Origin of the sequence: Flavobacterium branchiicola (assembly GCF_018383905.1) — a bacterium.
Lineage (GTDB): Bacteria > Bacteroidota > Bacteroidia > Flavobacteriales > Flavobacteriaceae > Flavobacterium > Flavobacterium branchiicola.
In genome coordinates, this window is sequence record NZ_JAGYWA010000003.1 from 127,261 (window position 1) to 150,990 (window position 23,730).

24 protein-coding genes are annotated in these 23,730 nt (G+C 33.4%); 13 read left to right on the forward strand and 11 right to left on the reverse strand.

Features of this window, described 5'->3' with window-relative positions; genetic code table 11:
• Window positions 1-8 precede the first annotated feature (8 nt).
• The gene (locus tag KHA98_RS07605) at window positions 9-1,187 is read right to left on the reverse strand and encodes a thioredoxin family protein (RefSeq protein WP_213256904.1); all 1,179 of its coding nucleotides are present in this window, start codon (window positions 1,185-1,187) and stop codon (window positions 9-11) included.
• Between the two features lie 172 nt (window positions 1,188-1,359).
• On the opposite strand from KHA98_RS07605, the gene menD reads away from it, so the two are divergent.
• The 9 genes from menD to KHA98_RS07650 all read left to right on the forward strand — a co-directional run bounded on the left by menD (window position 1,360) and on the right by KHA98_RS07650 (window position 10,851).
• The gene (menD, locus tag KHA98_RS07610; RefSeq protein ID WP_213256906.1) at window positions 1,360-3,033 is read left to right on the forward strand and encodes a 2-succinyl-5-enolpyruvyl-6-hydroxy-3-cyclohexene-1-carboxylic-acid synthase; all 1,674 of its coding nucleotides are present in this window, start codon (window positions 1,360-1,362) and stop codon (window positions 3,031-3,033) included.
• 77 nt (window positions 3,034-3,110) lie between these two features.
• Window positions 3,111-3,452, forward strand: coding sequence for a DUF2853 family protein (locus KHA98_RS07615; protein ID WP_213256908.1), 342 nt, complete (start codon window positions 3,111-3,113; stop codon window positions 3,450-3,452).
• A 146-nt stretch (window positions 3,453-3,598) separates the two neighbouring features.
• Window positions 3,599-4,456, forward strand: a complete 858-nt coding sequence (locus KHA98_RS07620) for a CvfB family protein (RefSeq protein WP_213257734.1) — start codon at window positions 3,599-3,601, stop codon at window positions 4,454-4,456.
• An 800-nt stretch (window positions 4,457-5,256) separates the two neighbouring features.
• Entirely contained in the window at window positions 5,257-6,090 is an 834-nt protein-coding gene (locus KHA98_RS07625) for a 1,4-dihydroxy-2-naphthoyl-CoA synthase (protein WP_035681238.1), read from the forward strand.
• 93 nt (window positions 6,091-6,183) lie between these two features.
• Window positions 6,184-7,146, forward strand: a complete 963-nt coding sequence (menA, locus tag KHA98_RS07630) for a 1,4-dihydroxy-2-naphthoate octaprenyltransferase (protein ID WP_213256909.1) — start codon at window positions 6,184-6,186, stop codon at window positions 7,144-7,146.
• 30 nt (window positions 7,147-7,176) lie between these two features.
• On the forward strand, window positions 7,177-7,854 hold the full coding sequence (locus KHA98_RS07635; protein ID WP_213256910.1) for a metal-dependent hydrolase: 678 nt from the start codon (window positions 7,177-7,179) through the stop codon (window positions 7,852-7,854).
• A gap of 113 nt (window positions 7,855-7,967) precedes the next feature.
• Complete coding sequence (locus KHA98_RS07640; protein WP_213256911.1) at window positions 7,968-8,483, forward strand: DUF2199 domain-containing protein; 516 nt, start codon at window positions 7,968-7,970, stop codon at window positions 8,481-8,483.
• A 10-nt stretch (window positions 8,484-8,493) separates the two neighbouring features.
• On the forward strand, window positions 8,494-9,696 hold the full coding sequence (locus tag KHA98_RS07645) for a tetratricopeptide repeat protein (RefSeq protein ID WP_213256912.1): 1,203 nt from the start codon (window positions 8,494-8,496) through the stop codon (window positions 9,694-9,696).
• Window positions 9,697-9,798: 102 nt separating this feature from the next.
• Window positions 9,799-10,851 (forward strand): o-succinylbenzoate synthase, encoded by a 1,053-nt coding sequence (locus KHA98_RS07650; RefSeq protein WP_213256922.1) that lies wholly within the window; start codon window positions 9,799-9,801, stop codon window positions 10,849-10,851.
• A gap of 75 nt (window positions 10,852-10,926) precedes the next feature.
• On the opposite strand, the gene KHA98_RS07655 is transcribed toward KHA98_RS07650, so the two are convergent.
• Complete coding sequence (locus KHA98_RS07655; protein WP_213256925.1) at window positions 10,927-11,478, reverse strand: hypothetical protein; 552 nt, start codon at window positions 11,476-11,478, stop codon at window positions 10,927-10,929.
• Between the two features lie 19 nt (window positions 11,479-11,497).
• Window positions 11,498-12,412: an OmpA family protein gene (locus KHA98_RS07660; RefSeq protein ID WP_213256926.1), complete on the reverse strand. Its 915-nt coding sequence runs from the start codon at window positions 12,410-12,412 to the stop codon at window positions 11,498-11,500.
• 195 nt (window positions 12,413-12,607) lie between these two features.
• Here KHA98_RS07660 and KHA98_RS07665 point away from each other — a divergent pair, with 195 nt between their 5' ends.
• Both KHA98_RS07665 and KHA98_RS07670 read left to right on the forward strand, forming a co-directional pair.
• A complete protein-coding gene (locus tag KHA98_RS07665) occupies window positions 12,608-13,084 on the forward strand; it encodes a CYTH domain-containing protein (protein ID WP_213256927.1) in 477 nt (158 codons plus the stop codon).
• Between the two features lie 3 nt (window positions 13,085-13,087).
• Window positions 13,088-14,056, forward strand: a complete 969-nt coding sequence (locus KHA98_RS07670) for a YpdA family putative bacillithiol disulfide reductase (protein WP_213256928.1) — start codon at window positions 13,088-13,090, stop codon at window positions 14,054-14,056.
• A gap of 104 nt (window positions 14,057-14,160) precedes the next feature.
• Here KHA98_RS07670 and KHA98_RS07675 read toward each other — a convergent pair whose 3' ends face one another.
• Together KHA98_RS07675 and msrA are read right to left on the reverse strand one after the other, a co-directional pair.
• Window positions 14,161-15,729 (reverse strand): protein adenylyltransferase SelO, encoded by a 1,569-nt coding sequence (locus tag KHA98_RS07675; RefSeq protein ID WP_213256929.1) that lies wholly within the window; start codon window positions 15,727-15,729, stop codon window positions 14,161-14,163.
• An 80-nt stretch (window positions 15,730-15,809) separates the two neighbouring features.
• A complete protein-coding gene (msrA, locus tag KHA98_RS07680) occupies window positions 15,810-16,343 on the reverse strand; it encodes a peptide-methionine (S)-S-oxide reductase MsrA (RefSeq protein ID WP_213256930.1) in 534 nt (177 codons plus the stop codon).
• A 182-nt stretch (window positions 16,344-16,525) separates the two neighbouring features.
• Between msrA and KHA98_RS07685 the strand changes: the two genes are divergently transcribed.
• Window positions 16,526-18,013 (forward strand): aminotransferase class V-fold PLP-dependent enzyme, encoded by a 1,488-nt coding sequence (locus tag KHA98_RS07685; protein WP_213256931.1) that lies wholly within the window; start codon window positions 16,526-16,528, stop codon window positions 18,011-18,013.
• A gap of 345 nt (window positions 18,014-18,358) precedes the next feature.
• On the opposite strand, the gene KHA98_RS07690 is transcribed toward KHA98_RS07685, so the two are convergent.
• The 6 genes from KHA98_RS07690 to KHA98_RS07715 all read right to left on the reverse strand — a co-directional run bounded on the left by KHA98_RS07690 (window position 18,359) and on the right by KHA98_RS07715 (window position 23,105).
• Window positions 18,359-20,101 (reverse strand): APC family permease, encoded by a 1,743-nt coding sequence (locus KHA98_RS07690; protein ID WP_213256933.1) that lies wholly within the window; start codon window positions 20,099-20,101, stop codon window positions 18,359-18,361.
• Between the two features lie 109 nt (window positions 20,102-20,210).
• Window positions 20,211-20,681: a nuclear transport factor 2 family protein gene (locus tag KHA98_RS07695; protein ID WP_213256935.1), complete on the reverse strand. Its 471-nt coding sequence runs from the start codon at window positions 20,679-20,681 to the stop codon at window positions 20,211-20,213.
• 51 nt (window positions 20,682-20,732) lie between these two features.
• Window positions 20,733-21,257, reverse strand: coding sequence for a hypothetical protein (locus KHA98_RS07700; protein ID WP_213256937.1), 525 nt, complete (start codon window positions 21,255-21,257; stop codon window positions 20,733-20,735).
• Between the two features lie 13 nt (window positions 21,258-21,270).
• Window positions 21,271-21,744 (reverse strand): hypothetical protein, encoded by a 474-nt coding sequence (locus KHA98_RS07705; protein WP_213256939.1) that lies wholly within the window; start codon window positions 21,742-21,744, stop codon window positions 21,271-21,273.
• A 6-nt stretch (window positions 21,745-21,750) separates the two neighbouring features.
• Entirely contained in the window at window positions 21,751-22,428 is a 678-nt protein-coding gene (locus tag KHA98_RS07710) for a peptidoglycan DD-metalloendopeptidase family protein (protein WP_213256941.1), read from the reverse strand.
• A gap of 11 nt (window positions 22,429-22,439) precedes the next feature.
• Window positions 22,440-23,105, reverse strand: a complete 666-nt coding sequence (locus KHA98_RS07715) for a spermidine synthase (protein ID WP_213256943.1) — start codon at window positions 23,103-23,105, stop codon at window positions 22,440-22,442.
• A 66-nt stretch (window positions 23,106-23,171) separates the two neighbouring features.
• On the opposite strand from KHA98_RS07715, the gene KHA98_RS07720 reads away from it, so the two are divergent.
• The gene (locus tag KHA98_RS07720) at window positions 23,172-23,723 is read left to right on the forward strand and encodes a 1-acyl-sn-glycerol-3-phosphate acyltransferase (protein WP_213256946.1); all 552 of its coding nucleotides are present in this window, start codon (window positions 23,172-23,174) and stop codon (window positions 23,721-23,723) included.
• Window positions 23,724-23,730 lie beyond the last annotated feature (7 nt).

The window sequence follows — 23,730 nt, forward strand, 5'->3', positions numbered from 1 at the left end:
GTAAAAGGTTATTTTGTATTTAATTCCGCCAACAAAGTGTCGACTTCTTTTGTATTCCAGGTCATTTCGGTGCAAATTTCCTTGGCGTCTTTTGCATATTGCAGAGCAAGTTTTTTGTCCTTTATTTTATTATAAAGTCGGGCCAGCAATAAATTTCCATCATATGAATCATTTAATTCTAAAGAATGTTTCACCCAGAAAATTGATTTTTTAAGGCTTTCCGTGTCTTTTATGTGTTTCAGATAAGTATTTCCAATGTCTTTCAGAAAGCTCGCATCATTCCAAACTAGTTTTTGGGTATCTTCAAGAGTTACTTTTTTATAAAACTGCCATTTTTCAGTTCTTTCAGCAAGAGTGAGATCAAACTTAAAAACCAATGAATCTGTTTTTTGTAAACGGATAGATTTTGCAACTTCTCTTTGTTTATAATAATTTACAGTGTCCAGATTGTCAACCAAAGGACGAAGTAATTCGGTTACAATACTTTCTATTTTACGATCAACACGATTTTGCGAAGCTACAGCAGCAAATTCCTTTTGGTGACTTAGAACGTACTGAAATTCCCTTGATTTAATATCTGTTACGCCATTTGCAATAACGCGCCAATTGGTTTCACTCACTAATTGTGCGTCTGATTGTGTGTTTAAATATACATGCGTTGGAATCGCTAAATCTGTTCTGTCTTTTCCCTTTTTTAATGCATTCAAATAAGTAAAAAACTTATCTGAATTAGAAGGATCATCCAGAAATATCTTTTCCAAATAGGGAAGCTGCAATTTAGGATTTAAGGCATTATTAGCTTCAGCCAAAAATTCTGGTGTTTTCATTTCTCCTTTTAAGGCATACAGAAGAGTTTCGTCTGCAGGATCAATAAACAGGAATGTTGGCAATGACTTGGTATTGAATTTGTTTTTAAGTGCAATTCCTTCTTCCTTTTCAATATTCTTCCAGGCACATACATAGTTTTTCTTTAGAAACTCCATCACTTTTGGGTCACTAAAAACTTCTTTTTTCATTAAATTACAATGCGGACACCAATCTGCATAAAGCATTACAAAAAGTGGCTTGCCTTCTAGTTTGGCTGTTTCCAGTGCTTTTTGATAAGGAGTATCTTCAGGAACAAATTGATTCTGAGATTTTATAGATTGAAAAGAAAGTATAAAAAAGAATATATATAAGAAACGCATATTACTTTGAGTTTTGTCAATAATTCACTTTTACAAATATATTCCCTTTTTTGATAATGGTTCTTAATATATTCCCATTTATAAGTTAAATCAAACCCGAAGTTCGTAACTTTGTGTTCTTGAAAAGAAATCCTGAATCAAGATTTTCTTTATAAAATAATACACCGTAAGAATGATTTACCCCAAAATAGCGCTTGCACAAAGCATTATAGAAATTTGTTTAGCAAAAGGAATCACCAATATTATAATTTCTCCAGGTTCAAGAAATGCACCTCTAACCATTGGTTTTGCACAACACCCAAACTTCACATGTTATAGTATTGCTGACGAACGCTGTGCAGCGTTTTTTGCCTTGGGAATTGCACAACAAACTCAAAAACCAACAGCAGTTGTTTGTACTTCGGGATCTGCGTTATTAAATTATTATCCGGCTGTTGCAGAAGCATTTTACAGTCAGATTCCGTTAATTGTAATTTCGGCAGATCGTCCTCAAAGTAAAATTGATATTGGAGACGGACAAACCATTCGTCAGGAAAATGTTTTTATAAATCATTCTGTTTTTAATGCTAATCTAACCGAAGAAGCTTCTGAAGAAAATGATTTAAAAATCAATAAAGCCATAGAAACTTCTATTCTTCAAAAAGGTCCGGTTCATATTAATGCCCCTTTTGAAGAACCTTTATATGAAACGACAGATACACTTTCGGTTCATCCAAAAATCACAGCAATAGAAGAAACAATTGGAACTAAAACTATTGAAAACGAAGCTGATTTTGTTTCAATCTGGAATAATGCCAAACGAAAACTTATTCTGGTTGGTGTAAATGAAGTGAATAATCTGGATGAGAAAGTTATAGAAAAACTTGCTGCACATCAATCTGTTGTTGTATTGACAGAAACAACATCAAATTTACATCATCCCAGCTTTATTAATAGTATTGATACACTAATAACGCCTTTTGACGATCATGATTTCAATGCCTTTCAGCCCGAAGTTTTAGTAACATTTGGCGGAATGATTGTTTCAAAAAGAATCAAAGCTTTTTTACGTAAATACAAACCCTTGCATCACTGGCACATTGATACTTTACGTGCCTACGATACTTTTAATGCATTAACGAAGCACTTTGAGATGCACCCGAATGATTTCTTTACTGGGTTGTTATCAAAAACAAAGAGTATAGAAAGTGATTATTTCGCTAAAATCAGTAAAATCTACCATCTTAGAACAATAAAAAGAGCGGAGTATTTAGAAAGAACTGTTTTTTCAGATTTTAAAGTCTTTGAAAAAGTTATAGAAACACTGCCAAAATATAGTCAATTGCAAATAAGTAATAGTTCTGCTATTCGATATGCACAATTAATAGACATTGATCCTTCAATCGAAGTATTTTGTAATAGAGGAACAAGCGGTATTGATGGTAGCACATCTACAGCAATAGGTGCTGCAGTTGGAAACTCAAAACCAACTGTTTTTATTACCGGTGATATTGGCTTTTTGTATGACAGCAATGCTTTATGGAATGCTTATATTCCTAAAAACTTCAAAATTATTTTAGTGAATAATGGAGGAGGAGGAATTTTCAGAATTTTGCCAGGACATCAGGAAAAACCCGTTTTTAATACGTATTTCGAAACCTCTCATAATTTAACTGCCGAACATTTAGCTAAAATGTATGGTCTAAAATATTTCACTGCCAATGATTCAAAATCTCTAGAGATTAGTTTAGATAATTTTTATAACGAAAATGAATCTCCTTGCATACTGGAAATTTTTACACCAACTCACGAAAACGATGTGATTTTAAAAGAATACTTTAAAGAACTAAATAAAATTGTAAGTTAAATTGTGTTAAAATTTTATTTTGCATTCTAATATTTTTTAATATTGGCGTCTAATTATAACCCAATACTAAATATATTATGAGCAAAAGAGAAGAGTTAATCAAAAAATACGCGACAGATCTAAAAGAAAAATGTGGTGTAACTGCAGATATGGACTTATTAACTAAAGTTACTATTGGCTGCGGGCCAGCAATTTATAATGATGATGCATCTACAATTGCTGCAACTCAACAATCAGAACTGGATACTGTAAAGCATAATTTCCTTATTAAGAAATTGGGTTTAAAAGCAGGTCCCGAATTAGATGCAGCTTTAAATGCTGTTCTGGAAAAATACGGTAAATCTAATAAACATAAATACAGAGCAGTTGTTTATTATTTACTTACAGTACATTTTAAAAAAGAAAGTATTTACAAATAGATTTTAAGACAATCCAAAATTAGAAAAGCGTTATCATCATAACGCTTTTTGTTTTTTATGTAAAACATTATTCGCGTTACACTTTCAAACTTCGTACATTTGCGCCATAGAAACTTAGTTGCTTATCAACTTAGAATAATATGAATATGATCGAAATTGGAAAATACAATACACTAACTATATTACGTGATACAAAAGTGGGTTTATTTTTAGGAAATCCTGAAAAAGACCCAGATGGAATACACGATATTTTATTACCAAACAAATACGTTCCGAATAAATTTGAAATAGGCGATGAACTTGTCGTTTTTGTTTATCTGGATCACGAGCAACGTCCAGTTGCTACAACTCTTGAACCTTATATTTTACTGAATGAATTTGCTCTTTTAAGAGTAAATTACATTAATAATGTTGGTGCTTTTATGGATTGGGGAATGGAAAAAGACATTCTTGTTCCGTTTAAAGAGCAGGCACGCCCAATGGAAAAAGGAAAACGTTATTTAGTTTACCTTTATATAGACGAAAAAACCAATCGTTTGGTGGCTTCAAGTAAATTGAACCAGTTTTTAAGTAATGAAAAACTAACGGTTGAAAAAGGCGAAGAAGTTGATCTGATAGTTTCGCATATTACAGAATTAGGAATCAATGTGATTATCAATGAACAACACAAAGGTTTATTGTATAAAGATGAAGTTTATGATGATGCAATCAGAACTGGCGACAGAATGATAGGATTCATTAAAAACATTCGTCCTGACAATAAAATTGATGTTGCTTTACAAGTACAAGGTTACCAAAGTATTGAACCAAATGCAGAAAAAATATTAGACGAACTAAGAGCTAATCGTGGTTTTTTACGTCTAAATGATAATTCGCATCCGGAAGATATTAAAACGGTATTAAAAATGAGTAAAAAAACCTTCAAAAAAGCTATTGGGGCTTTATACAAGGAAAAACTTATTGAAATTAAAGAAGACGGAATTTATCTGATAAAAGAAAATTAAGAATTTAAATTCCAATGTTTTAAAATTTAAAATTCCAAACTCCAGTACAAAACTAGTATTGGAATTTGGAATTTATTTTTTGGAATTTTACTAATATAACAGGAAAGGCTGCTCATTACAAGCAGCCTTTCCCTTTTTATTCTAGTTTTAAAAAAAATTGTAATTAAAAAAAAACAGAAATAAAATAATTTCGAATCCATTAAAAAAGCAACAACTTTATTACTTTTAGAAATCACTTCTTTTTATGGGTATGTCTTTAAACGATCTTTACATCTATCTTCATCACAAAATCTCGATTTCGCGGCTAATCCATTTGGTTTGATAAAATAACTTTTAGAAAGTTTCGGTTAGTATTTTTCCTCTTTTCGTAATCAATCTTGATACTAATTACTAAACAATTCTAGTGTTTAACCTTAGGTGCTACTATCTCCTTTTTGAAGTTTCAACAAATGAATAAATCATTTGCTCATTATTTATGGCTTTTTTACTAATCAGAACCGTAAAAAAATGAGCGACAAATTTTTTAAATTTTCTCAAAAAAATCATTTTTTAGGTTAATAAATCAGTGAAAGAAAATCAATCTTATATCAACAAAATAATTTGTATCTCGTTGATTTCTAGGATGTAAAATTACTTATATTTTTTTAAACCTAATGTTAAAAAGTGTTATTTTTTGTAAGTAAATACCAATTGTTAACATTAGATCTAATTTTAGCATAGACTAAAAGCAAATTGAGTAGGTCAAAATGTAAAAATGCGTTATTTTTACACTATAATTATTTAAAACTAAACAAATAGAAATGGATTGGATTACTGCCAGAGAATTTGAAGATATAACGTATAAAAAATGTAACGGAGTTGCCAGAATTGCTTTTAACAGACCAAATGTTAGAAATGCTTTTCGTCCTAAAACAACCTCAGAACTATATCAGGCTTTTTATGATGCACAGGAAGACACTTCAATTGGAGTTGTTTTGCTTTCTGCAGAAGGTCCTTCTACAAAAGACGGGGTTTATTCTTTTTGCAGCGGTGGCGATCAAAACGCGCGCGGACATCAGGGTTATGTAGGTGAAGACGGGCAACACCGTTTGAACATTCTTGAAGTACAGCGATTAATTCGTTTTATGCCAAAAGTTGTTATTGCAGTAGTTCCGGGTTGGGCAGTTGGTGGCGGACACAGTTTACACGTAGTTTGCGACATGACTTTAGCGAGTAAAGAACACGCTATTTTTAAACAAACAGATGCCGATGTAACTAGTTTTGATGGTGGTTATGGTTCTGCTTACCTTGCTAAAATGGTTGGACAGAAAAAAGCAAGAGAGATTTTCTTTTTAGGAAGAAACTATTCAGCACAAGAAGCAATGGATATGGGAATGGTAAATGCTGTAATTCCTCATGATGAATTGGAAGATACCGCTTATGAGTGGGCACAGGAAATTCTGCAAAAATCGCCAACGTCTATAAAAATGCTAAAATTCGCTATGAACTTAACAGACGACGGAATGGTTGGTCAACAAGTTTTTGCCGGAGAAGCAACGCGTTTAGCTTATATGACAGAAGAAGCAAAAGAAGGAAGAAATGCATTCCTAGAAAAAAGAAAGCCAAACTTTGGTGAAAATAAATGGTTGCCATAAATTAATAGAATTATATCAGGTTTCAAGTTTCATGTTACACATTCTGTAAAAATCTGAAACTTGAAACCTGAAACTAAATAAACTAAAAATAGAATGAAACACTGGATTGAAGCCGCAAGATTACGTACATTACCTTTATCTGTTTCCGGAATTATAGTTGGAAGTATTTATGCACTTTCAAACCCCACAGAAACCATCAATACACCAACAGAAGTATTTAGCTGGAAAATTTTTGGTTTTGCCCTTTTAACAACACTTGGTTTACAGGTCTTATCTAATTTTGCCAATGATTACGGAGATGGTGTAAAAGGTACCGATAATGCTGACCGTATTGGTCCAAAACGTGCTATTCAGAGTGGTGTGATTACACCACAGGAAATGAAAAAAGCCATCATAATTACCTCATTTTTGACTTTATTATCTGCGATTACCCTTATTTATTTCGCTTTTGGGAAAGACAATTTCGGATATTCGATCTTTTTCTTACTGTTAGGAATTGCGGCGATTATTTCGGCAATTCGTTATACAGTTGGTAATTCAGCTTATGGATATAAAGGATTTGGAGATGTATTCGTTTTTATTTTCTTCGGGTTAGTAAGTACTCTAGGTGTTAACTTTTTATACTCAAAAGAAATAGATCCGCTTTTGATACTTCCTGCCATTTCAATTGGTTTACTAAGCGTTGGAGTTTTAAACTTAAACAACATGCGAGATGAGGAATCAGACAGAAAATCCGGAAAAAACACCATTGTAGTTCAAATTGGAGGAGCAAAAGCCAAAATTTATCACTTTACATTGATTATTACAGCAATGCTTTTAGTGGTTATTTTCGCAATCTTAAGCGATTATCGTTTTGATCAGTATTTATTTTTACTGGCTTATATTCCTTTAACCAAACATTTAATTACGGTTTCTAAAAATCAGGATCCTAAACTTTTAGATCCAGAATTAAAAAAACTGGCATTAAGTACTTTCCTGCTTTCAATATTACTTACTGTATGTATGATTTCTTTAATTTCAGACATCATTGTTAACCTGTTTTTAGGTGGAAGATAAAATAAAGTTCAACATTAAAATTTTACAAAAATGAAAATTACATTTTACGGACACGCTTCTTTAGGCATCGAAGTAGGAGGAAAACATATTATTGTTGACCCTTTTATCACAGGAAATCCACAAGCTTCGGCAATTGACATCAATACGCTAAAAGCTGATTATATATTATTGACACATGCACATAGTGATCACGTTCTAGATGTTGAAACTATTGCTAAAAATACCAACGCAACGATTGTCTCAAATGCAGAAATTACAAGTTATTATGCAAAAAAGGGATTAAATGCACACCCAATGAATCATGGCGGAAGCTGGAAATTTGATTTCGGAAAAGTAAAATATGTAAATGCAATTCATTCAAGTTCATTTCCTGACGGAACCTACGGAGGAAATCCCGGTGGTTTTGTAATCGAAGGCGAACATAAAAACATCTACATTGCCGGTGATACTGCACTTACAATGGATATGAAACTAATTCCGTTGCGTACCAAATTAGATTTGGCCATTTTTCCAATCGGAAACAACTTTACAATGGATGTTGAAGATGCCATAATTGCTTCTGACTTTATAGAATGCGATAAAATTTTAGGCTATCATTTTGATACATTTGGTTATATCGAAATCAATCACGAAGAAGCTATCCGTAAGTTTTTTGACCAGGGAAAAGATTTAATGTTGCTTGAAATTGGTGAATCAATAGAATTATAATAAGGAGCTAATCCCGCTTTCGGCTATATCTTTTTGAGGCAAAGAAAAATTGCCTCAAAAAGGATAACGCCTCTATCGGGGCTATGGCACTTGTTTTCATAATAAAATCATTAATGGAAGATTCAAAATATATTTGCGAATGCTGTGGTCAGGAGCATGAAGGCTGGCCTGCTTTAGGCTATGTTTCGCCAGACGTTTATTCTTACCTCTCAGAACAAGATAAAGAAGAAATCGCTGTAATCGATGAAGATTTTTGTGTTATCAAACACCCGGATCAGGTTGATCGGTTTATTCGTTGCGTTTTAATCCAGAAAGTAAACGATCATTGCGAAGATCTGGAATATGGTCTTTGGGTTTCTTTAAGCGAAAAAAGCTTCGAAGATTATCTGGCAAATTATGACAACGAAAATCATGAAACACAATATTTTGGCTGGTTAAACAATAAAATTCAAGAGTATGAGTTTTCTGGAAGTATTCCTACAACAGTAGTGACTCAGAAAGGAAACAGCAGACCGATAATTTTTCCACATCAGGATTTTGATCATCCGTTTGTAAAAGATTTTTATGAAGGAATTACCAAGGCAGAGGCCGAAAACAGAATTCAGACTATGATTAATGGCATTAAATAAATTTTGTAATATGACTTTCAAAAAAACGATCCTATCTCTTTTAGTCGTTCTTTCATTTAATGCTTTTGCCCAAAAAGATGGTTATTGGGACAAAGAGCGTGCAACAACAAAAGAAATTGTAGTTTCTGCCCGTGACAGAATTGTTCTTAAAACAGAAGATTTACCTGTTGGAACAACCGAAATTGTATACAGAATTACACTTCTGGACGAAAATCAGCAAATGGCAAACAGTTTGGTTTCTGTGCTAAAATCAATTCCGGATCCAACCGGAATTAGTCAGGGTTCAGCCGGAGCCGTGTTTTTAATGTCTAAAATTTCTGGTGATGACACCTGTACTTACGCATTATTTACTTCTTCAGAAAGTTCAAAGAAATATATTGAAGACGGAAAAACAGATAAATCCTGTTTCTCACAAGAAGAGGCATTAAGCAAAGATGCTAAAAGATTGTCATTAGACAAATCTTCTTGTTTAGGACAAAATGTTAGCAATATATGGTTTGGTTTTCATAGCAAGAACTGGCTTTTAAATCAAAAAATTGTTTTAGAAGTGGTGCCTTGGGTAGATACCAAACTAAACAGAGGATGGAATCAAGACAATAAAAACGAAATCATCAGTTTGTGCAAAACATCGACAATGGCACAGAAAATGGCCAATTCTGATGATTTTTGCGTATGTATTTTAGATAAAATCATCAAACAATACCGTTATACAGAATTTCAGAAATTATTAGCGATTGAAAAAACAAAAGTTTACAAAGACTTCGGAAATACTTGTTATAAAGATGCTGATATTTCTAAAAACGTATTTAATGATTTAAGAACTCAGACATCTGCTTTAATTAAACAAGAAAAGTACAATGAAGCAATTCCGAAGTTAAATACCATAATAAACGACGGAAAAGGAACTGCAGTAGACTATAGCTCGATTGGTTACTGTTATATCTTAACCAAACAATATGCTAAAGCATTGAAATTCCTTCAAGAAGGAGAGAAAGTCGATGATACTGAATTATTGGTTAAATTAAATTTAGCACATCTATATTTGGTAAGCAACAATTATAGTGATGCAAAAGCGATTTACAAAAAATATCAGAATCAAAATGTAACCGACAGTTTAAGCTGGAAAGACAAAACTAAACTTGATTTTACTGTTTTTCAAAAGGCTGGTTTACCATCAAAAGATTTCGAGAGAGTTTTAAATCTTTATAATTAAAGAGGTTCTAAGGTTCTAAGGTTCTAAGGTACTAAGTCTCTAAGCATCTTAGCACCTTCTAAACTTAGCATTTTAGTACCTTAGAATCTTAGAACCTAAAAAATGAAAGCAACTTACCATAAATACATGCTCGAGTTTAAAGTTCCGTCCGGAACGTCTCGCGGCATTATGACTGAAAAAGAAACCTGGTTTATTGTACTTGAAGAAAATGGTAAAACAGGAATTGGAGAGTGTGGCATTTTAAGAGGTTTAAGCGCTGATGATCGCGATGATTATGAGGAAAAGCTAAAATGGGCTTGCGAAAATATCCATTTAGGAGAAATCGCACTCTGGGAATCTCTTCTAGAATTTCCTTCTATTCAATTTGGAATTGAAATGGCCTTTTTGTCTCTTAAAAGTGAAAATCCTTATTTGTTATTTCCTTCTGATTTTACCCGTAATTCAAAATCAATTGTCATAAATGGTTTGGTCTGGATGGGAGAGGCTGCATTCATGAAACAACAAATTGAGGACAAATTAGCTAACGGTTTTGATTGCATAAAATTAAAAATTGGTGCTATTGATTTTGATAAAGAATTAGAATTACTGCAATATATCAGAAGTCATTTTTCTGCAGAACAAATAGAAATAAGAGTAGATGCAAATGGCGCTTTTGCATTAAACGAAGCTTTAGATAAACTAAATCAACTTAATCGATTTGAATTACATAGCATTGAACAGCCTATTAAAAAAGGGAATATTCAGGCAATGAAAGATTTATGTTTAGAAACACCTTTTCCTATAGCATTAGATGAAGAATTGATAGGTATTTTTTCATTGGAAGAAAAAGAAAGTTTATTGAAAAAAATAAAACCTCAGTATATTATCCTTAAACCGAGTTTTGTTGGAGGATTTAGAGGAACACAGGAATGGATCACTTTGGCAGAAAAATACAATATTGGCTGGTGGATTACTTCTGCTTTAGAAAGCAATATTGGTTTGAATGCAATTGCACAATGGACATTTTTGCAAAACTCCCCAATGCCACAGGGATTAGGAACCGGAGCACTTTATACCAATAATTTTGATTGTCCGCTCGAAGTTTCAAAAGGACAATTGTGGTACAATAATTCTAAAAATTGGGATTCTGAAATTCTCAGCAAAGTAACTTATTAAAGGCACAAAGTGACAAAGGTACAAAGTGACACAGGCTTTGAACCTTTGCTGCTTTGTACCTTTGCACCTTTAAATTTACTCTTTTCCTCCAAGTAAACTATCCTGCCAGTCTTTTAATTCCTGCCATTTTCCCTGATCAGCCAATAATGCCTGTCTTGCCCAGGTACTAGGGTTATGAATTGCATAGTTTTCACCACCACCATCTAAAATTGATTGAGATTTTTCTGTTGAAGTTTCAGATAATTGTTGCCAGGTTGTGATTCCGGCACTATGGTACAATGCTTCGATTTTTGGACCAATGCCTTCTACAACTTTCAGATCATTTTCTTTAATTTTCTTTCCAAACACAGCTGCAGCCAATGCGGCATCAAATACAATAGTCGATGCTGTTGCGGCAAACGATTGTGGAGCTGCTGTAATTTTAGCTTTCGCAGCTGCCAGATCGGCTTCAAGCGAAGCAATTTTAGCATTTAGATTTTTTGTATTGGCTTTGCAGGCATCCAAATCTTCCTGTAAAGAAAGAGAAAGTGAATCATCTCCTTTTGAATTCATTTTTCCTAGTAAGTAACCCAAAATTCCACAGATTAAACCAACTAGCGCCGGTATTAAGATACAAGGTATATTCATGATCGTATATTTTGATTAGTTATTTAATTGTAATTACAGTTCTTCTGTTATTTGCTTTGCCTTCGGCGGTTGTATTATCACCTACAGGTTCATCAGGCCCTTTAGATTCCGTAGTAATTCTGGCAGCATCAATTCCCTTTTTAACCAAATAGTTTTTAGAGAATTCAGCTCTTTTTTGTCCAAGAATAATATTAGCATCACGATTTCCAACATTATCAGAATGTCCAACCGCTACAATTGTCGCATCTTTTACATGTTCCATATATTTCACAATATCATCTACTTTCTGCTTTTTGGCATCGTTTAGTTTATCGCTCGATTTATTGGTATTAAAGTTCAGAATCAACGGATCAGCATTGATTTTGTCTTTTAAAATACTCCATTCATCAGTAGCGACAGCAGTAGTAGTATCGATGGCTTCAAATCGATATTCGGCTGGTCCTAAAAGCGTGTCGAGACTCATTTTCCATGTATCTCTAATTTCACCTTTTGTATCAAACTGAGCAGCAGGTAAACCTTGCGAAACAAAATAATTCTTAACATCATTTGCCCTTGCAAGTCCAAGATTCTCAAATTTTGTTGTATTTGTTTCATCAGAAGTAGCATAACCCGTAATAGTCACCTTTTGTTTGGTGTTTGCGGTCAGGAATGTTTTTAGATTATTAATCCCAATAGTCACAGAATCGCTGACTGGCTGGATTAATGCAGAACTGTTTTTCAAAAACTTGAGGTTATCATTGGTATGATAATCAATTCCGGAACCATTAAGAACAAAAGGAACAGAAATACTTTCCTTTTCGATAACTACTGGTACTTTTTCGGTATCAGTTGCCGGTTTTTCCATATTGCAATTACAACAAAACTTTACGTACAAAAATGTACCCAGAATAATTGTTAAAACAATACCTAAGAGGTAAAGTGCTTTTTTAGACATAAGTGATAGAATTAAGATTCAATCAAATTTAACGAAAATATACATACGTAACATATTAGTAATCAATCAAATTGGTTGCATTTTAAAACGGATCACAAAAATGAAACAAGATAAAGGAAACTTTATAAATTTAAAATTCCGATTTCAGGACTGAATTTAAATGAGTAACTTGCAGTGTAATTAATTTAGATAAAAATGCTGGAAATAGAAAGAAAGTTTCTTGTAAAATCAGATGATTTTAAAGAACAGGCTTTTGCTCAAAATAAAATTGCTCAAGGATATTTAAGTTCTATTCCTGAAAGAACAGTGCGTGTCAGAATAAAAGGTGACAAAGCTTTTATCACTATAAAAGGTTTGGGTCATCAGGGCGGCATGTCACGTTTTGAGTGGGAAAACCAGATTCCGCTTGAAGAAGCTGTTGAATTAATGAAGCTTTGCGAAAAAGGTAAAATTGAAAAGACCCGCTATGAAATACAGGCTGGAAAATATGTTTTTGAAGTAGATGAATTTTATGGTGAAAATGAAGGTCTGGTAATGGCTGAAATTGAATTAGATTCTGAAGAAGACGATTTTGAAAAACCTGACTGGCTTGGAGAAGAAGTAACAGATGATAAGAGATATTATAACGCTTATTTAAGTCAGAATCCTTTTAAAAACTGGGGAAATAAATAATTTATGACAGAACAATACGATTTAATTATTGTTGGAGGCGGCCCAATTGGATTAGCTTGTGCAATTGAAGCCCAAAAGAAAAACCTGAGTTATGTAATTATTGAAAAAGGCGCTATAGTCAACAGTATTTTCAATTATCCTTTGTACATGACTTTTTTCTCAACTGCTGAAAGACTTGAAATTGGCGAAATTCCCTTTAATTGTTTAGCACCAAAACCAGGACGTCAGGAAGCTTTGGAATATTACAGAAACATTCATCGTTATTTTAATTTTTCTATCAAACTGTTTGAAAAAGTAACGGAAATTAAAAAAACGGCAAATTCTGTTTTTGAGGTTTTGACGGATAAAAATCTTTATAAAGCAAAGAATGTTGTTCTTGCAACCGGGTTTTACGACATTCCAATAACAATGAATGTAAAAGGCGAGGAGCTGCCAAAAGTGCGTCATTACTACAAAGAAGCGCACGAATATGCTTTTAGAAATGTATTAGTCGTGGGAGCCAATAATTCTTCGGTTGATGCGGCTTTAGAATGTTGGCGAAAAGGCGCTAACGTAACAATGGTTATTCGTAAAAACGAAATAAACAGCAGGGTAAAATATTGGGTAAAACCTGATATCGAAAACCGAATTGCCGAAGCTAGTATTAAAGCCTATTTTGAGTCAAATATCACTGAAATTAGGAATAATGAAGTGGAAATAGAAACTCCAAACGGAAAAGTTGTTATTGAAAATGACTTTGTTCTGGCCTTAACCGGATATAAACCCGATTTGAATTTTCTTGAAAATACCGGAATTCAGCTTTCTAATGATGAATTAAAAATTCCAGTTTATAATCCTGAAACTATGGAAACCAATGTTGAAGGTTTATTTCTTGCTGGAGTTGTTTGCGGAGGAATGCAAACACATAAATGGTTTATAGAAAATTCCAGAATCCACGCAAATTTGATCATAGATCATATTACTTCCAGGTAAAAAAATAGCCACAAATTACACAAATTTTCACGAATTTTTAATTTCAAATACTATTCGTGCCAATTCGTGTAATTCGTGGCAAAAAAAAACTTAAACTCTTTAAATTAAGAACTACAAGACAACATCGAGCATCCTACTTTGGATCTTGCCCAATCGGGTCTTTTTGCAAACCATTTTTCAAATTCAGGTTGTTCCTCATATGGTTTTTGCAAAAGAGTATACAATTCGTTTATTAAGGAATAATCCTCTTTGTCTGCCGCGTCTATTGCCAATTGCGACATATAATTACGCAATACATATTTCGGATTTACTGCATTCATTTTCACTGAACGTTCTTCATCAGATACGGTTTCAGATTTCAATCTTTCAAGATAAATAGTAAACCATTTTTTCCAGGCTTCTAAAATTTCTCCTGAAATTTCTTCTGTTTTATAGAACGAAAATTCAATTTTCTCCATTGCTTTTTCAACAGAATCCTCGTTAGAGACTTTACTTAAATTTCTGAAAAATATAGTCATATCCGTTTCCGAAAGTTGTAAAACAGCTTCAAGTCCTGAAATTAGTTTATCATCAGCATCAATTGAAGTAAATAAACCTAATTTACTTAGAAACATTTCTTTATAATCAGAATTAAAATCAATCATAAAAGATTCTAATATCTTTTCTAAAGGTTCTGCTTCATTTACCAAAGGATAAAATGCGTTGGCTAATTGATATAAATTCCACTGCGCAATCTGCGGTTGATTCCCAAAACGATATCTTCTGTTTTGGCTGTCGGTTGTATTTGGCGTCCAGCTTGGATCGTAATTTTCCAGCCAGCCATAAGGCCCGTAATCAATTGTAATACCGTGAATCGACATATTATCAGTATTCATTACACCATGTACAAAACCAACTCGCTGCCAATGCAAAATCATTTCGCGGGTTTTATCGGCAACTTTTTGGAACAATTGCAAATATTGTTCTTTGGGCTCTCCTTTTATCTCCGGAAAATATTGTTTGATGGTATATTCTACAAATTGCTTTAAGTTTTTCAGCTCATTTCTGGCTGTTAGCATTTCAAAACTTCCAAATCGGATGAATGATGGCGCAACACGACAAACAATTGCACCTTTTTCGTACGCAGGATTACCGTTGTATAAAACATCACGCAACACCTGATCTCCGGAAAGCATTAAAGAAAGCGATCGGGTAGTGGGAACTCCCAAATGAAACATGGCTTCCGCACATAAATATTCTCTTATAGACGAGCGTAAAACAGCCAAACCATCTGCAGTTCTGGAATACGGAGTTTTTCCCGCTCCTTTAAGCTGAAGCATAAAAAACTGATTGTCATGCTCAACTTCGGTTAAGTTAATAGCACGTCCGTCTCCTAGTTGACCAGCCCAGTTTCCAAACTGATGTCCTGCATATGACATTGCAAATGGTTTTGTTTCCGGAAGAATCTCTTTTCCTGAAAAGACATTTAGAAATTCCTCTGATGCAATTTCATCTTTTGAAATTCCCACCATTTCCGCCACTTCTTCAGAAGCGTGAATCAACTTCGGGTTGCCAGGTTTTGTTGGATTTACAAACGAAAATACCGTATTTTTAACCTGACGAGTTTCATTTGTAACCTCAGGATCTGCGGGCAATTCGGTAGTAAACCTATTATTTATTTTAAGATTTTTCATTTTTGCTTCTTCCTTTTTTCTGCCACAGCTTATATGGATAAAATCTAGTTTAATTCATATAAGCCGTGACAAAAACTAATTTAATCGATTAATCTGTCGGCGTACATTTTTTTAAGCTTTTGAACCTTCGGATCGATCACAATCTGACAATATCTCGCGTCCTGATTGTCATTATAATAATTCTGATGATCTTCTTCTGCTTCGTAAAACACTTCAAAAGGAATTAATTGCGTAACAATTGGGTCTTCATAAAAAGGTTTTACTTCTTCAAAAACCTGTTCTGCGATTGCTTTTTGTTCTGCATCATGATATAAAACAATAGAACGGTATTGTGTACCAACATCTGCTCCCTGACGATTAAGTGTTGTAGGATCATGACTTGTCATGAATATAAAGATTAAATCGTGATATGAAATTATGTCAGGATCGTAGGTAACTTGTATTACTTCGGCATGTCCGGTTCTGCCAGTACAAACCTCGCGATACGGTGGATTTTTTATAAAACCTCCAGAATATCCTGATTTTAAAGATTCTACGCCTTTTAATCGCTGAATTACAGCTTCAATACACCAAAAACATCCACCGCCAAAGGTGGCAACTGATAAATTTTTCATATAAAAAGTATTGTTTATTTTCTATTGCCTATTAATCCGATAGAATATTGTGATAATTTGTTTAAAAAAAGACCTTTTAACTAAAGATACCAAAAGTTTATTCAATGTTTGAAGTTTATAATTGATAAATTCTCAATTCTACAAAAAAACGATATATTTGCAGTCAAACCATAGGCACACTAATGAATAGCAAAAATAGTACCATCAGTCTTGAAACTTACTTTCAGGATTTCAGAAAGCATATTGTTGGCATAGATCAGGAATTTAATTCGCCATTTGGCAAAAAACAAATTATTTATACCGACTGGACTGCCAGCGGAAGACTTTACAGACCAATTGAGGAGAAACTTTTAAATCAATTTGGACCTTTTGTGGCTAATACTCATACTGAAACTACTGTGTCAGGTACTGCCATGACAAAAGCGTATCATCATGCCAGAAACATCATTAAGCGTCATACTAATGCCAATACTGATGATGTTTTAATTACAGATGGTACGGGAATGACGGGTGTTGTAAATAAATTTCAGCGTATTTTGGGTTTAAAAATTCCTGAAAACCTGAAATCATGCACTACAGTTCCTGCCGAAAAAAAGCCAATTGTTTTTATTTCGCATATGGAACACCATTCTAATCAGACTTCATGGTTAGAAACTATTGCCGATGTTGAGATTATTCCGTCTTGCGATAAAGGTCTTTTTAGCCTTGATAATTTAGAGACACTATTAGAGAAATATAAAGACAGAACGATAAAAATTGCTTCTATAACTTCTTGCTCGAATGTTACGGGCTTAAAAACTCCTTTTCATGAAGCTGCAAAATTAATGCATCAGTACAACGGGGTTTGTTTTGTAGATTTTGCATGTTCTGGACCTTATGTAGAAATTGACATGCATCCTGCAGATCCTGAGGCTTATCTGGATGCGATTTTCTTTTCGCCACATAAATTTCTTGGTGGACCGGGAACATCAGGAGTTTTGATTTTTAATAAAAAGTTATACAACAATATGATTCCGGATTGCCCTGGAGGAGGAACAGTTAGCTGGACAAATCCTTGGGGAGAACACCAGTATATTGAGAATATAGAGGATCGCGAAGATGGAGGTACTCCAGGATTTCTTCAGGTAATTAAAACAGCATTGGCAATTGAGCTGAAAGAAGAAATGGGAATCGAAAACATCCTACAGCGTGAGCATGAGATTGTTGATTTTGTTTTTAATGAATTGGATCCTGTTGAAAATATTAAAATCTTAGCCGGACAACATAAAAACAGATTGGGTGTAGTTTCTTTTTTTATTGAAAACCTCCACTTTAATTTAGGAGTAAAATTACTGAATGACCGTTTCGGAATTCAGACTCGTGGCGGATGCAGTTGTGCGGGAACTTACGGGCATTTTTTATTGCATGTTGATCAGGAAACTTCTAATAAACTGGTAAATGAAATTACAATAGGTGATTTGATTAAAAAACCGGGATGGATTAGAATGTCAATTCACCCAACTACAACAGATGAAGAAATTGCCTATGTATGCGAAAGCATTAAAGATTTGGCTAAAAATCACGAATCTTGGGCTTTAGATTATTCTTATAATAAAAACACTAATGAGTTTATTCATAAAAATGCCACTTCGTTTGAAGATGAATTGGTAGAAAGCTGGTTTAAATCTTAAAAAAAAATAATCGCAAAGTAACCCGACAGGTTTTTAAAACCTGTCGGGTTTGTTGTTTATTGTAATAAAAACACAAACGAGTTTATTCATAAAAATGTCACTTCGTTTGAAGATGAATTAGTCGAAAGATGGTTTAAATCTTAAAAAAAAATAATCGTAAAGTAAACCCGACAGGTTTTAAAAACCTGTCGGGTTTGTTGTTTCTGATAAAAGATATACTTGTCGTTTAGCCCCGATAGCAGTGAAAATCCTTTTATGCTGGTGTTCAGCATAAAAGATTGAAACGAATAGCGGGACAAAATATCTTATGAAAAAACTAGATTTTCTGCTTCTAAAAAAAATCAATTACATAATTAATCGTACGCCGCCAAGATCTGAAACTCGATAGGAAAACTTATTTCCGGGAGAACCGATAAACATAAAGTTTTTAGGGATGTTCCATTTTTGTGAAAGTTCGTCAATTATTTCAGGACCAAAAACACCTTTAATTTCAAGGTATTCAATAGAAAGATCATCGTAAGCACGATCTAAAACTTCTAAATCTCGTCGTATTGCCTCACTATTTACAAAGTCATTGGTAACATGAACAATTTTTAGTTTTTTGGTGGTTTCATTACCTTCTACATATTGTAATACCTTGTTTAGAATCGCAATATCATCGCCTTTGGTAAAAAATACAAATTCCTGCGAATTGATTTTTACACTTAAATTCTGGAGATATCTGTTGCTCACAATAACCATTCGTCGGAGTGGCTGGTAGAAATATTCTAAGGCATCGATGAGAAGTTTTATAAGCATAACGCGATTAAGCATGATTCCGACAAAAATTAAGGAAGGAACCATGTATTGAAGAAAAGTGTAAAATGAAGCAATGTTGAGTTTCATGTTTCCGATGAAAGCTGCAATGATAAAAAGAACTGCAATTACAACGCTAATTCCGCGAGCGCGTTCTGGTCTTGGTAATTTTCGGCGTTTGAATTTAAGCAACAAATTACCTATTCCGAACAATGCCATTACAGCCAGAAAAGAAAAAGTGTAAACTCCGGCAAGTGATTCTAAATGTCCGTTTGTGGCAAAAAGCACCGAAATACAAAGGATTAAAAAACTAATTACAATTCTGTAATGTGAACCTCTTTTGTTTTGTTTTAAAAAATAATTAGGAAGAATACGATCTAATGTCATTCGGTTTAACAATCCGGAAACACCAACAAATGAGGTTAAAACTGCACCACAAAGTACCAAAACAGCATCAATAGAAATAAGCCATGCCAGCCATGATCCTCCGGTTGTTTCTCCTAAAAAGGCTAAAAGTGATTCTTTATTTTCTCCAACTTGTGTAAGCGGAATTATACTGATTAACAAAATGGCAATTACAGGATTGAAGAAACTAACAAGTCCCCACATGTTACGTAAGGTTTTTGGAAAAACACCTGGTTCTTGTTCTTCTACAAAATTAGCAGAACTTTCAAACCCGGATATTCCAAGCATTGCAGCAGAAAATCCTAAAAATAAGGCTGTTTTTATGCTTCCGTACGCAATAGGCGTTTGCCAATTGAGATGAAATGTGTCTAATCCATTATTTAAAACGAACCATAAGGAGGCTAAAACCAAAAGGCTTAAAGTTGCAATATGGGTCACAAAAATGATAACTGCCACAAAAGCAGATTCTCCAATTCCTAAAATAGCGAGGAAAGTAAAAAGAATTAAAACTAAGACTGTCGCAATGGTTACGTTTAGACCTTCGAAAATTCCGTGCAGATAATGCATTCCTTCTGAAGCAGAAATAACGGCTGTTGCCATATAGGACAAAACTGTTAATGTGGCTGCCAATGATGCCAAACGTTTGGTAGAAGTATTTAGCAATACATTGTAAGCACCTCCATTTAATGGAATTGCACCAACGACTTCACCATAAATTTTTCTGAATAAATATAAAACGACTGCTACTATTAAAAGGGAAATCCAGGCATACTGTCCGGCATACAAAATAGTAAGTGCCGATACGTACAAACAGGAGGAACTAATATCGTTTCCGCAGATTGCTGTTGCTTGTAATTGATTTAATTTTTTGTGTACAAGTTCTTTCATTGTTATTCAGATTTATAACACTAGTATTAGATTAATTAGCAAGGGCAAAACATTTTATATTATTTGCAACTCGCAAATGACAGAATAGATTCTGTTAATTTCAGGAATCTTACTTGGATTCCTGAAATTTATTAAGGGACAACAACGCTTGTTCCTGGATTTTTTTCTGAAAGAATCCTGTCCATCCCAATAAATAACCTGTTGGCCCAAAGGCTTGTTTTGACCATTTCCAGACATCAAAATTATCTGTATGCTTGATGATCAATCCATCCTGAAAAATAAATTCGGCTCTGATTTTATTGATTACTTTTCTATTGGTTTTAGAAAAATTGTAAGTTGCGATCCATTGTGCAGATCCTGAAAATTCATCTGCTTTGATATCTGAAAATTCGATTTTTAAATTTCCTTTACTTTTTAAAAGAAGCATTTCCCACATTTTAGATACCTGATCTTCTTTTAATAAACCAAAAGCGGGATCAATAAAATGGACTTTTGGATGGTAACATTCGCTCATTGTTTTGGCATCAGCGTTTGCAAAAGCGGTATAGAATTTGGCGATTAAAGTTTCGTTTGCGTTCATTAAAAATAGATTTAACCATAAATATAAGACTTATTAGTTTAAAATATTTCTTTATAGTACACTTATTTCTTTTGCTGTATCAAAACTTTTTTTAGATTTATCGTATGCCGTTGAAAAATAGTTCATTTTGTTTACTGCCGTAAAATATCCGGTTTGATTGCCAAAAGCACTTGTATTTCCTGCAATGATAAACCTGATCGCATAGATATCATTCTTTTTTAATTTATTCATTTCTGCCGGAGTGAAGTAATAATACGCTGTAGTTTTTCCGTCTGCAGATTCTTTTACATTTTTATCTACACACGGAATTACATCTCCGTTTGCTAAATCTACATATAGACCTCCTGCAATTTTGGCTTTATCATCTGATGTTGCTATGGTCAATTTTAAAACACCACCTTTATCTGTTTTGGCAATCTGAACATTTGCTTCTCCTGTTAAAACATACTTTTCGCAAATAAAAGTATAGCTTTGTGTAGCATGAAAAGACTGAGAGCCTTTGATTGTCATGGTTTCCTGAGCATTGGCAAACGTAGAAATTAAAAGTAAAATAAGTAGTGATAATTTTAAATTCATAGAGCAGATTTTTTTATTCGTTTATTTTTGAATCAAATTTTTCATCCCAATCCATTGATTTTATTGCAGAAATCAAATTGTTTTCGTCTACAAAAATGCGAAGTTCTTTGTTGGCTACCTTTTTACTGTATAAAGCATGGTAACGATAAATTACTTCTTGTTTGGTTTTGTAAACTCCATCTAATTTCAAATCAATAAAACTTCCGTAATACTGTCTAAAACGTTGACAGGTCTTGGTTAATCTTTCTTCTGTAGTATTTTCCATTACCGACTTTGTTACTTCGGTTTCATTAAATGGTTTAAACTTAGAAGTATTGCAGGTTTCTAATACGCGTTTACCTAATTCATAGGCTTTCTTTTGCTGATTTGAGTTAACATCAGAAACATCTACTTTCTTAATTTTCAAATCATCAGTATCTCTGCTTACTGTTTTCGATTTACATCCAATTAAGAGTAACAAACATATAATCAATCCTGCTTTCTTCATAACTATTTATGTTATTTTTAATAATAAGTTTGGGTCGGGGCAGTTTTCAATATAAAAATTAAGGTCACTTGTATTGCATACTCCAGGATAATCCCCGACATAATCCTGAATGTTTTGTATGATCTGAAAATGTAAATGAGGGGCATAATCGCCATTTACAGCTGCTTGACCCATCGTAGCGATTTGTTCTCCTTTTTTGAAAAACTGACCAACCGCTAAATCTTCAATACTTTCTAACGATAAATGTCCATATAAAGTATAAAATCTTTCCTCTTCAATTTCATGTTCCAGAATAATTGTTGGCCCATAGTCGCCTAAACCAATGTTGTTTTTAAAACTATGAACTTTTCCGTCAAGTGGCGCTAGAACAGATGTTCCTGCTTTTGTCCATAAATCCAGGCCAATATGAATGTTGCGTTCCGGAACTGAGTTATTTCTAAAAATGGTACTTCTTTTATACAAAGTCCGTCCTTCTATATATCCGCCAAAAGCGACTTCGGCATTGTTCTTTTTTAAATAATTGGAAATAAATTCTTCAAATTCTTTTGCATTTTCAGGATTACTTTTAACCAATTCCTGGTTGGTGACTGATAAATCTAATGGAATATATTTAGAAAAATCAATACTTGAATCGATAACTTTAGTAGGTGGTAAGGCGTTTAAAATAGAGGCAAGGGTTTTCATAAAGGTTAAGTTTAGACTACTTTTTCAATAATTATTAATTCGTTATGAACTTCAATGCGGGGCAGCATTTTAGCGGCAAACAATTTAGTGTTTATTTCTGAAACGTACTTACGATTTCTTATATTGTGTGTTTCATCTAAAATCATGGTATTAAAAAGAACAAATCCCTTATTGCTTAAAAGTGAGCAAATATGTGCACTGAAGAAGCTTTCAAACAAAAAATTGGGCATTTTAATATCTTCAAAAATATCAATAATAATTAAATCGTATTTGTGTTTGGTTTTCAAAACAAATTCAAAAGCGTCATCTATAACGACTTCCAATTGCTGAATTTTATTTAAATCAAAATACTTATTTGCGATTTCAATCATATCAGGATCTATTTCGACTCCCGTAATTTTTCCTTTATAAGCAATTTCATCAACGAGGGTTTTTATAACACTTCCGCCAGCTACACCTAAAAGCAAAATATGATTCATATCGATAATATTTTTATAACCAATATTTCGAAGACCATACCTTAATATACGCTGCAGACTTCCGTAGGAGTAATTTGTATTTTCAGAATCTAAAACCAGTTCTCCATTTGCCCAGGTAACTTCAATCACTTTACTTCTTGCGGACTTTTTTTTGAATATTTTTACTGGAATAAAATAACTGAAGAGTTTTTGAATCATTTTGTAGTGCTTTTACTCAAAAATACCATTTTAAATCTTTTATTTTGCATGAAATATCAAATTTAAATGAAGAAACAATTATACAAATTCATCTTTTTCAAGCTAATGGGCTGGAAGATAGTAGGATTGGAAAATGCAGAAGTAAAGAAGTGTGTATTGATGGTTATGCCACACACTAGTAATCATGATTTTTATCTTGGTATTTTTACCCGCGGAATTTCTGGTTTAGAAATGAATTGGGTTGGTAAGAAAGAATTATTCCGTTTTCCTTTTAATTATTACTTTAAAAATGTTGGTGGTGAACCTCTGGATCGTTCAGGCGGATTAAATAAAGTAGATTCAATTGCGGCAATTTTTGATCGCAAAGAAGTTTTCCGTTTAGCAGTTGCGCCAGAAGGAACACGAAAAGGAGTTAAAGAATTAAAAACCGGTTTTTATTATATTGCCTTAAAAGCAAATGTTCCCATTGTTCCCGTAGCTTTTGATTGGGGCAAGAAAGAAGTTAATTTAGGAAAACCATTTTATCCAACAGGGAATTATGATGCAGACTTCGAGGTTTTAAAAGAGCACTATAAAGGTGTAAAAGGTAAAATCCCTGAAAATGGTTTGCAGTACTAAAATTTCA

Bases quoted from the DNA above. Each gene is read 5' to 3' on its own strand.
- KHA98_RS07605 (WP_213256904.1), bottom strand. From the start codon at position 1,187: ATGCGTTTCTTATATATATTCTTTTTTATACTTTCTTTTCAATCTATA.
- menD (WP_213256906.1), top strand. From the start codon at position 1,360: ATGATTTACCCCAAAATAGCGCTTGCACAAAGCATTATAGAAATTTGT.
- KHA98_RS07615 (WP_213256908.1), top strand. From the start codon at position 3,111: ATGAGCAAAAGAGAAGAGTTAATCAAAAAATACGCGACAGATCTAAAA.
- KHA98_RS07620 (WP_213257734.1), top strand. From the start codon at position 3,599: ATGATCGAAATTGGAAAATACAATACACTAACTATATTACGTGATACA.
- KHA98_RS07625 (WP_035681238.1), top strand. From the start codon at position 5,257: ATGGATTGGATTACTGCCAGAGAATTTGAAGATATAACGTATAAAAAA.
- menA (WP_213256909.1), top strand. From the start codon at position 6,184: ATGAAACACTGGATTGAAGCCGCAAGATTACGTACATTACCTTTATCT.
- KHA98_RS07635 (WP_213256910.1), top strand. From the start codon at position 7,177: ATGAAAATTACATTTTACGGACACGCTTCTTTAGGCATCGAAGTAGGA.
- KHA98_RS07640 (WP_213256911.1), top strand. From the start codon at position 7,968: ATGGAAGATTCAAAATATATTTGCGAATGCTGTGGTCAGGAGCATGAA.
- KHA98_RS07645 (WP_213256912.1), top strand. From the start codon at position 8,494: ATGACTTTCAAAAAAACGATCCTATCTCTTTTAGTCGTTCTTTCATTT.
- KHA98_RS07650 (WP_213256922.1), top strand. From the start codon at position 9,799: ATGAAAGCAACTTACCATAAATACATGCTCGAGTTTAAAGTTCCGTCC.
- KHA98_RS07655 (WP_213256925.1), bottom strand. From the start codon at position 11,478: ATGAATATACCTTGTATCTTAATACCGGCGCTAGTTGGTTTAATCTGT.
- KHA98_RS07660 (WP_213256926.1), bottom strand. From the start codon at position 12,412: ATGTCTAAAAAAGCACTTTACCTCTTAGGTATTGTTTTAACAATTATT.
- KHA98_RS07665 (WP_213256927.1), top strand. From the start codon at position 12,608: ATGCTGGAAATAGAAAGAAAGTTTCTTGTAAAATCAGATGATTTTAAA.
- KHA98_RS07670 (WP_213256928.1), top strand. From the start codon at position 13,088: ATGACAGAACAATACGATTTAATTATTGTTGGAGGCGGCCCAATTGGA.
- KHA98_RS07675 (WP_213256929.1), bottom strand. From the start codon at position 15,729: ATGAAAAATCTTAAAATAAATAATAGGTTTACTACCGAATTGCCCGCA.
- msrA (WP_213256930.1), bottom strand. From the start codon at position 16,343: ATGAAAAATTTATCAGTTGCCACCTTTGGCGGTGGATGTTTTTGGTGT.
- KHA98_RS07685 (WP_213256931.1), top strand. From the start codon at position 16,526: ATGAATAGCAAAAATAGTACCATCAGTCTTGAAACTTACTTTCAGGAT.
- KHA98_RS07690 (WP_213256933.1), bottom strand. From the start codon at position 20,101: ATGAAAGAACTTGTACACAAAAAATTAAATCAATTACAAGCAACAGCA.
- KHA98_RS07695 (WP_213256935.1), bottom strand. From the start codon at position 20,681: ATGAACGCAAACGAAACTTTAATCGCCAAATTCTATACCGCTTTTGCA.
- KHA98_RS07700 (WP_213256937.1), bottom strand. From the start codon at position 21,257: ATGAATTTAAAATTATCACTACTTATTTTACTTTTAATTTCTACGTTT.
- KHA98_RS07705 (WP_213256939.1), bottom strand. From the start codon at position 21,744: ATGAAGAAAGCAGGATTGATTATATGTTTGTTACTCTTAATTGGATGT.
- KHA98_RS07710 (WP_213256941.1), bottom strand. From the start codon at position 22,428: ATGAAAACCCTTGCCTCTATTTTAAACGCCTTACCACCTACTAAAGTT.
- KHA98_RS07715 (WP_213256943.1), bottom strand. From the start codon at position 23,105: ATGATTCAAAAACTCTTCAGTTATTTTATTCCAGTAAAAATATTCAAA.
- KHA98_RS07720 (WP_213256946.1), top strand. From the start codon at position 23,172: ATGAAGAAACAATTATACAAATTCATCTTTTTCAAGCTAATGGGCTGG.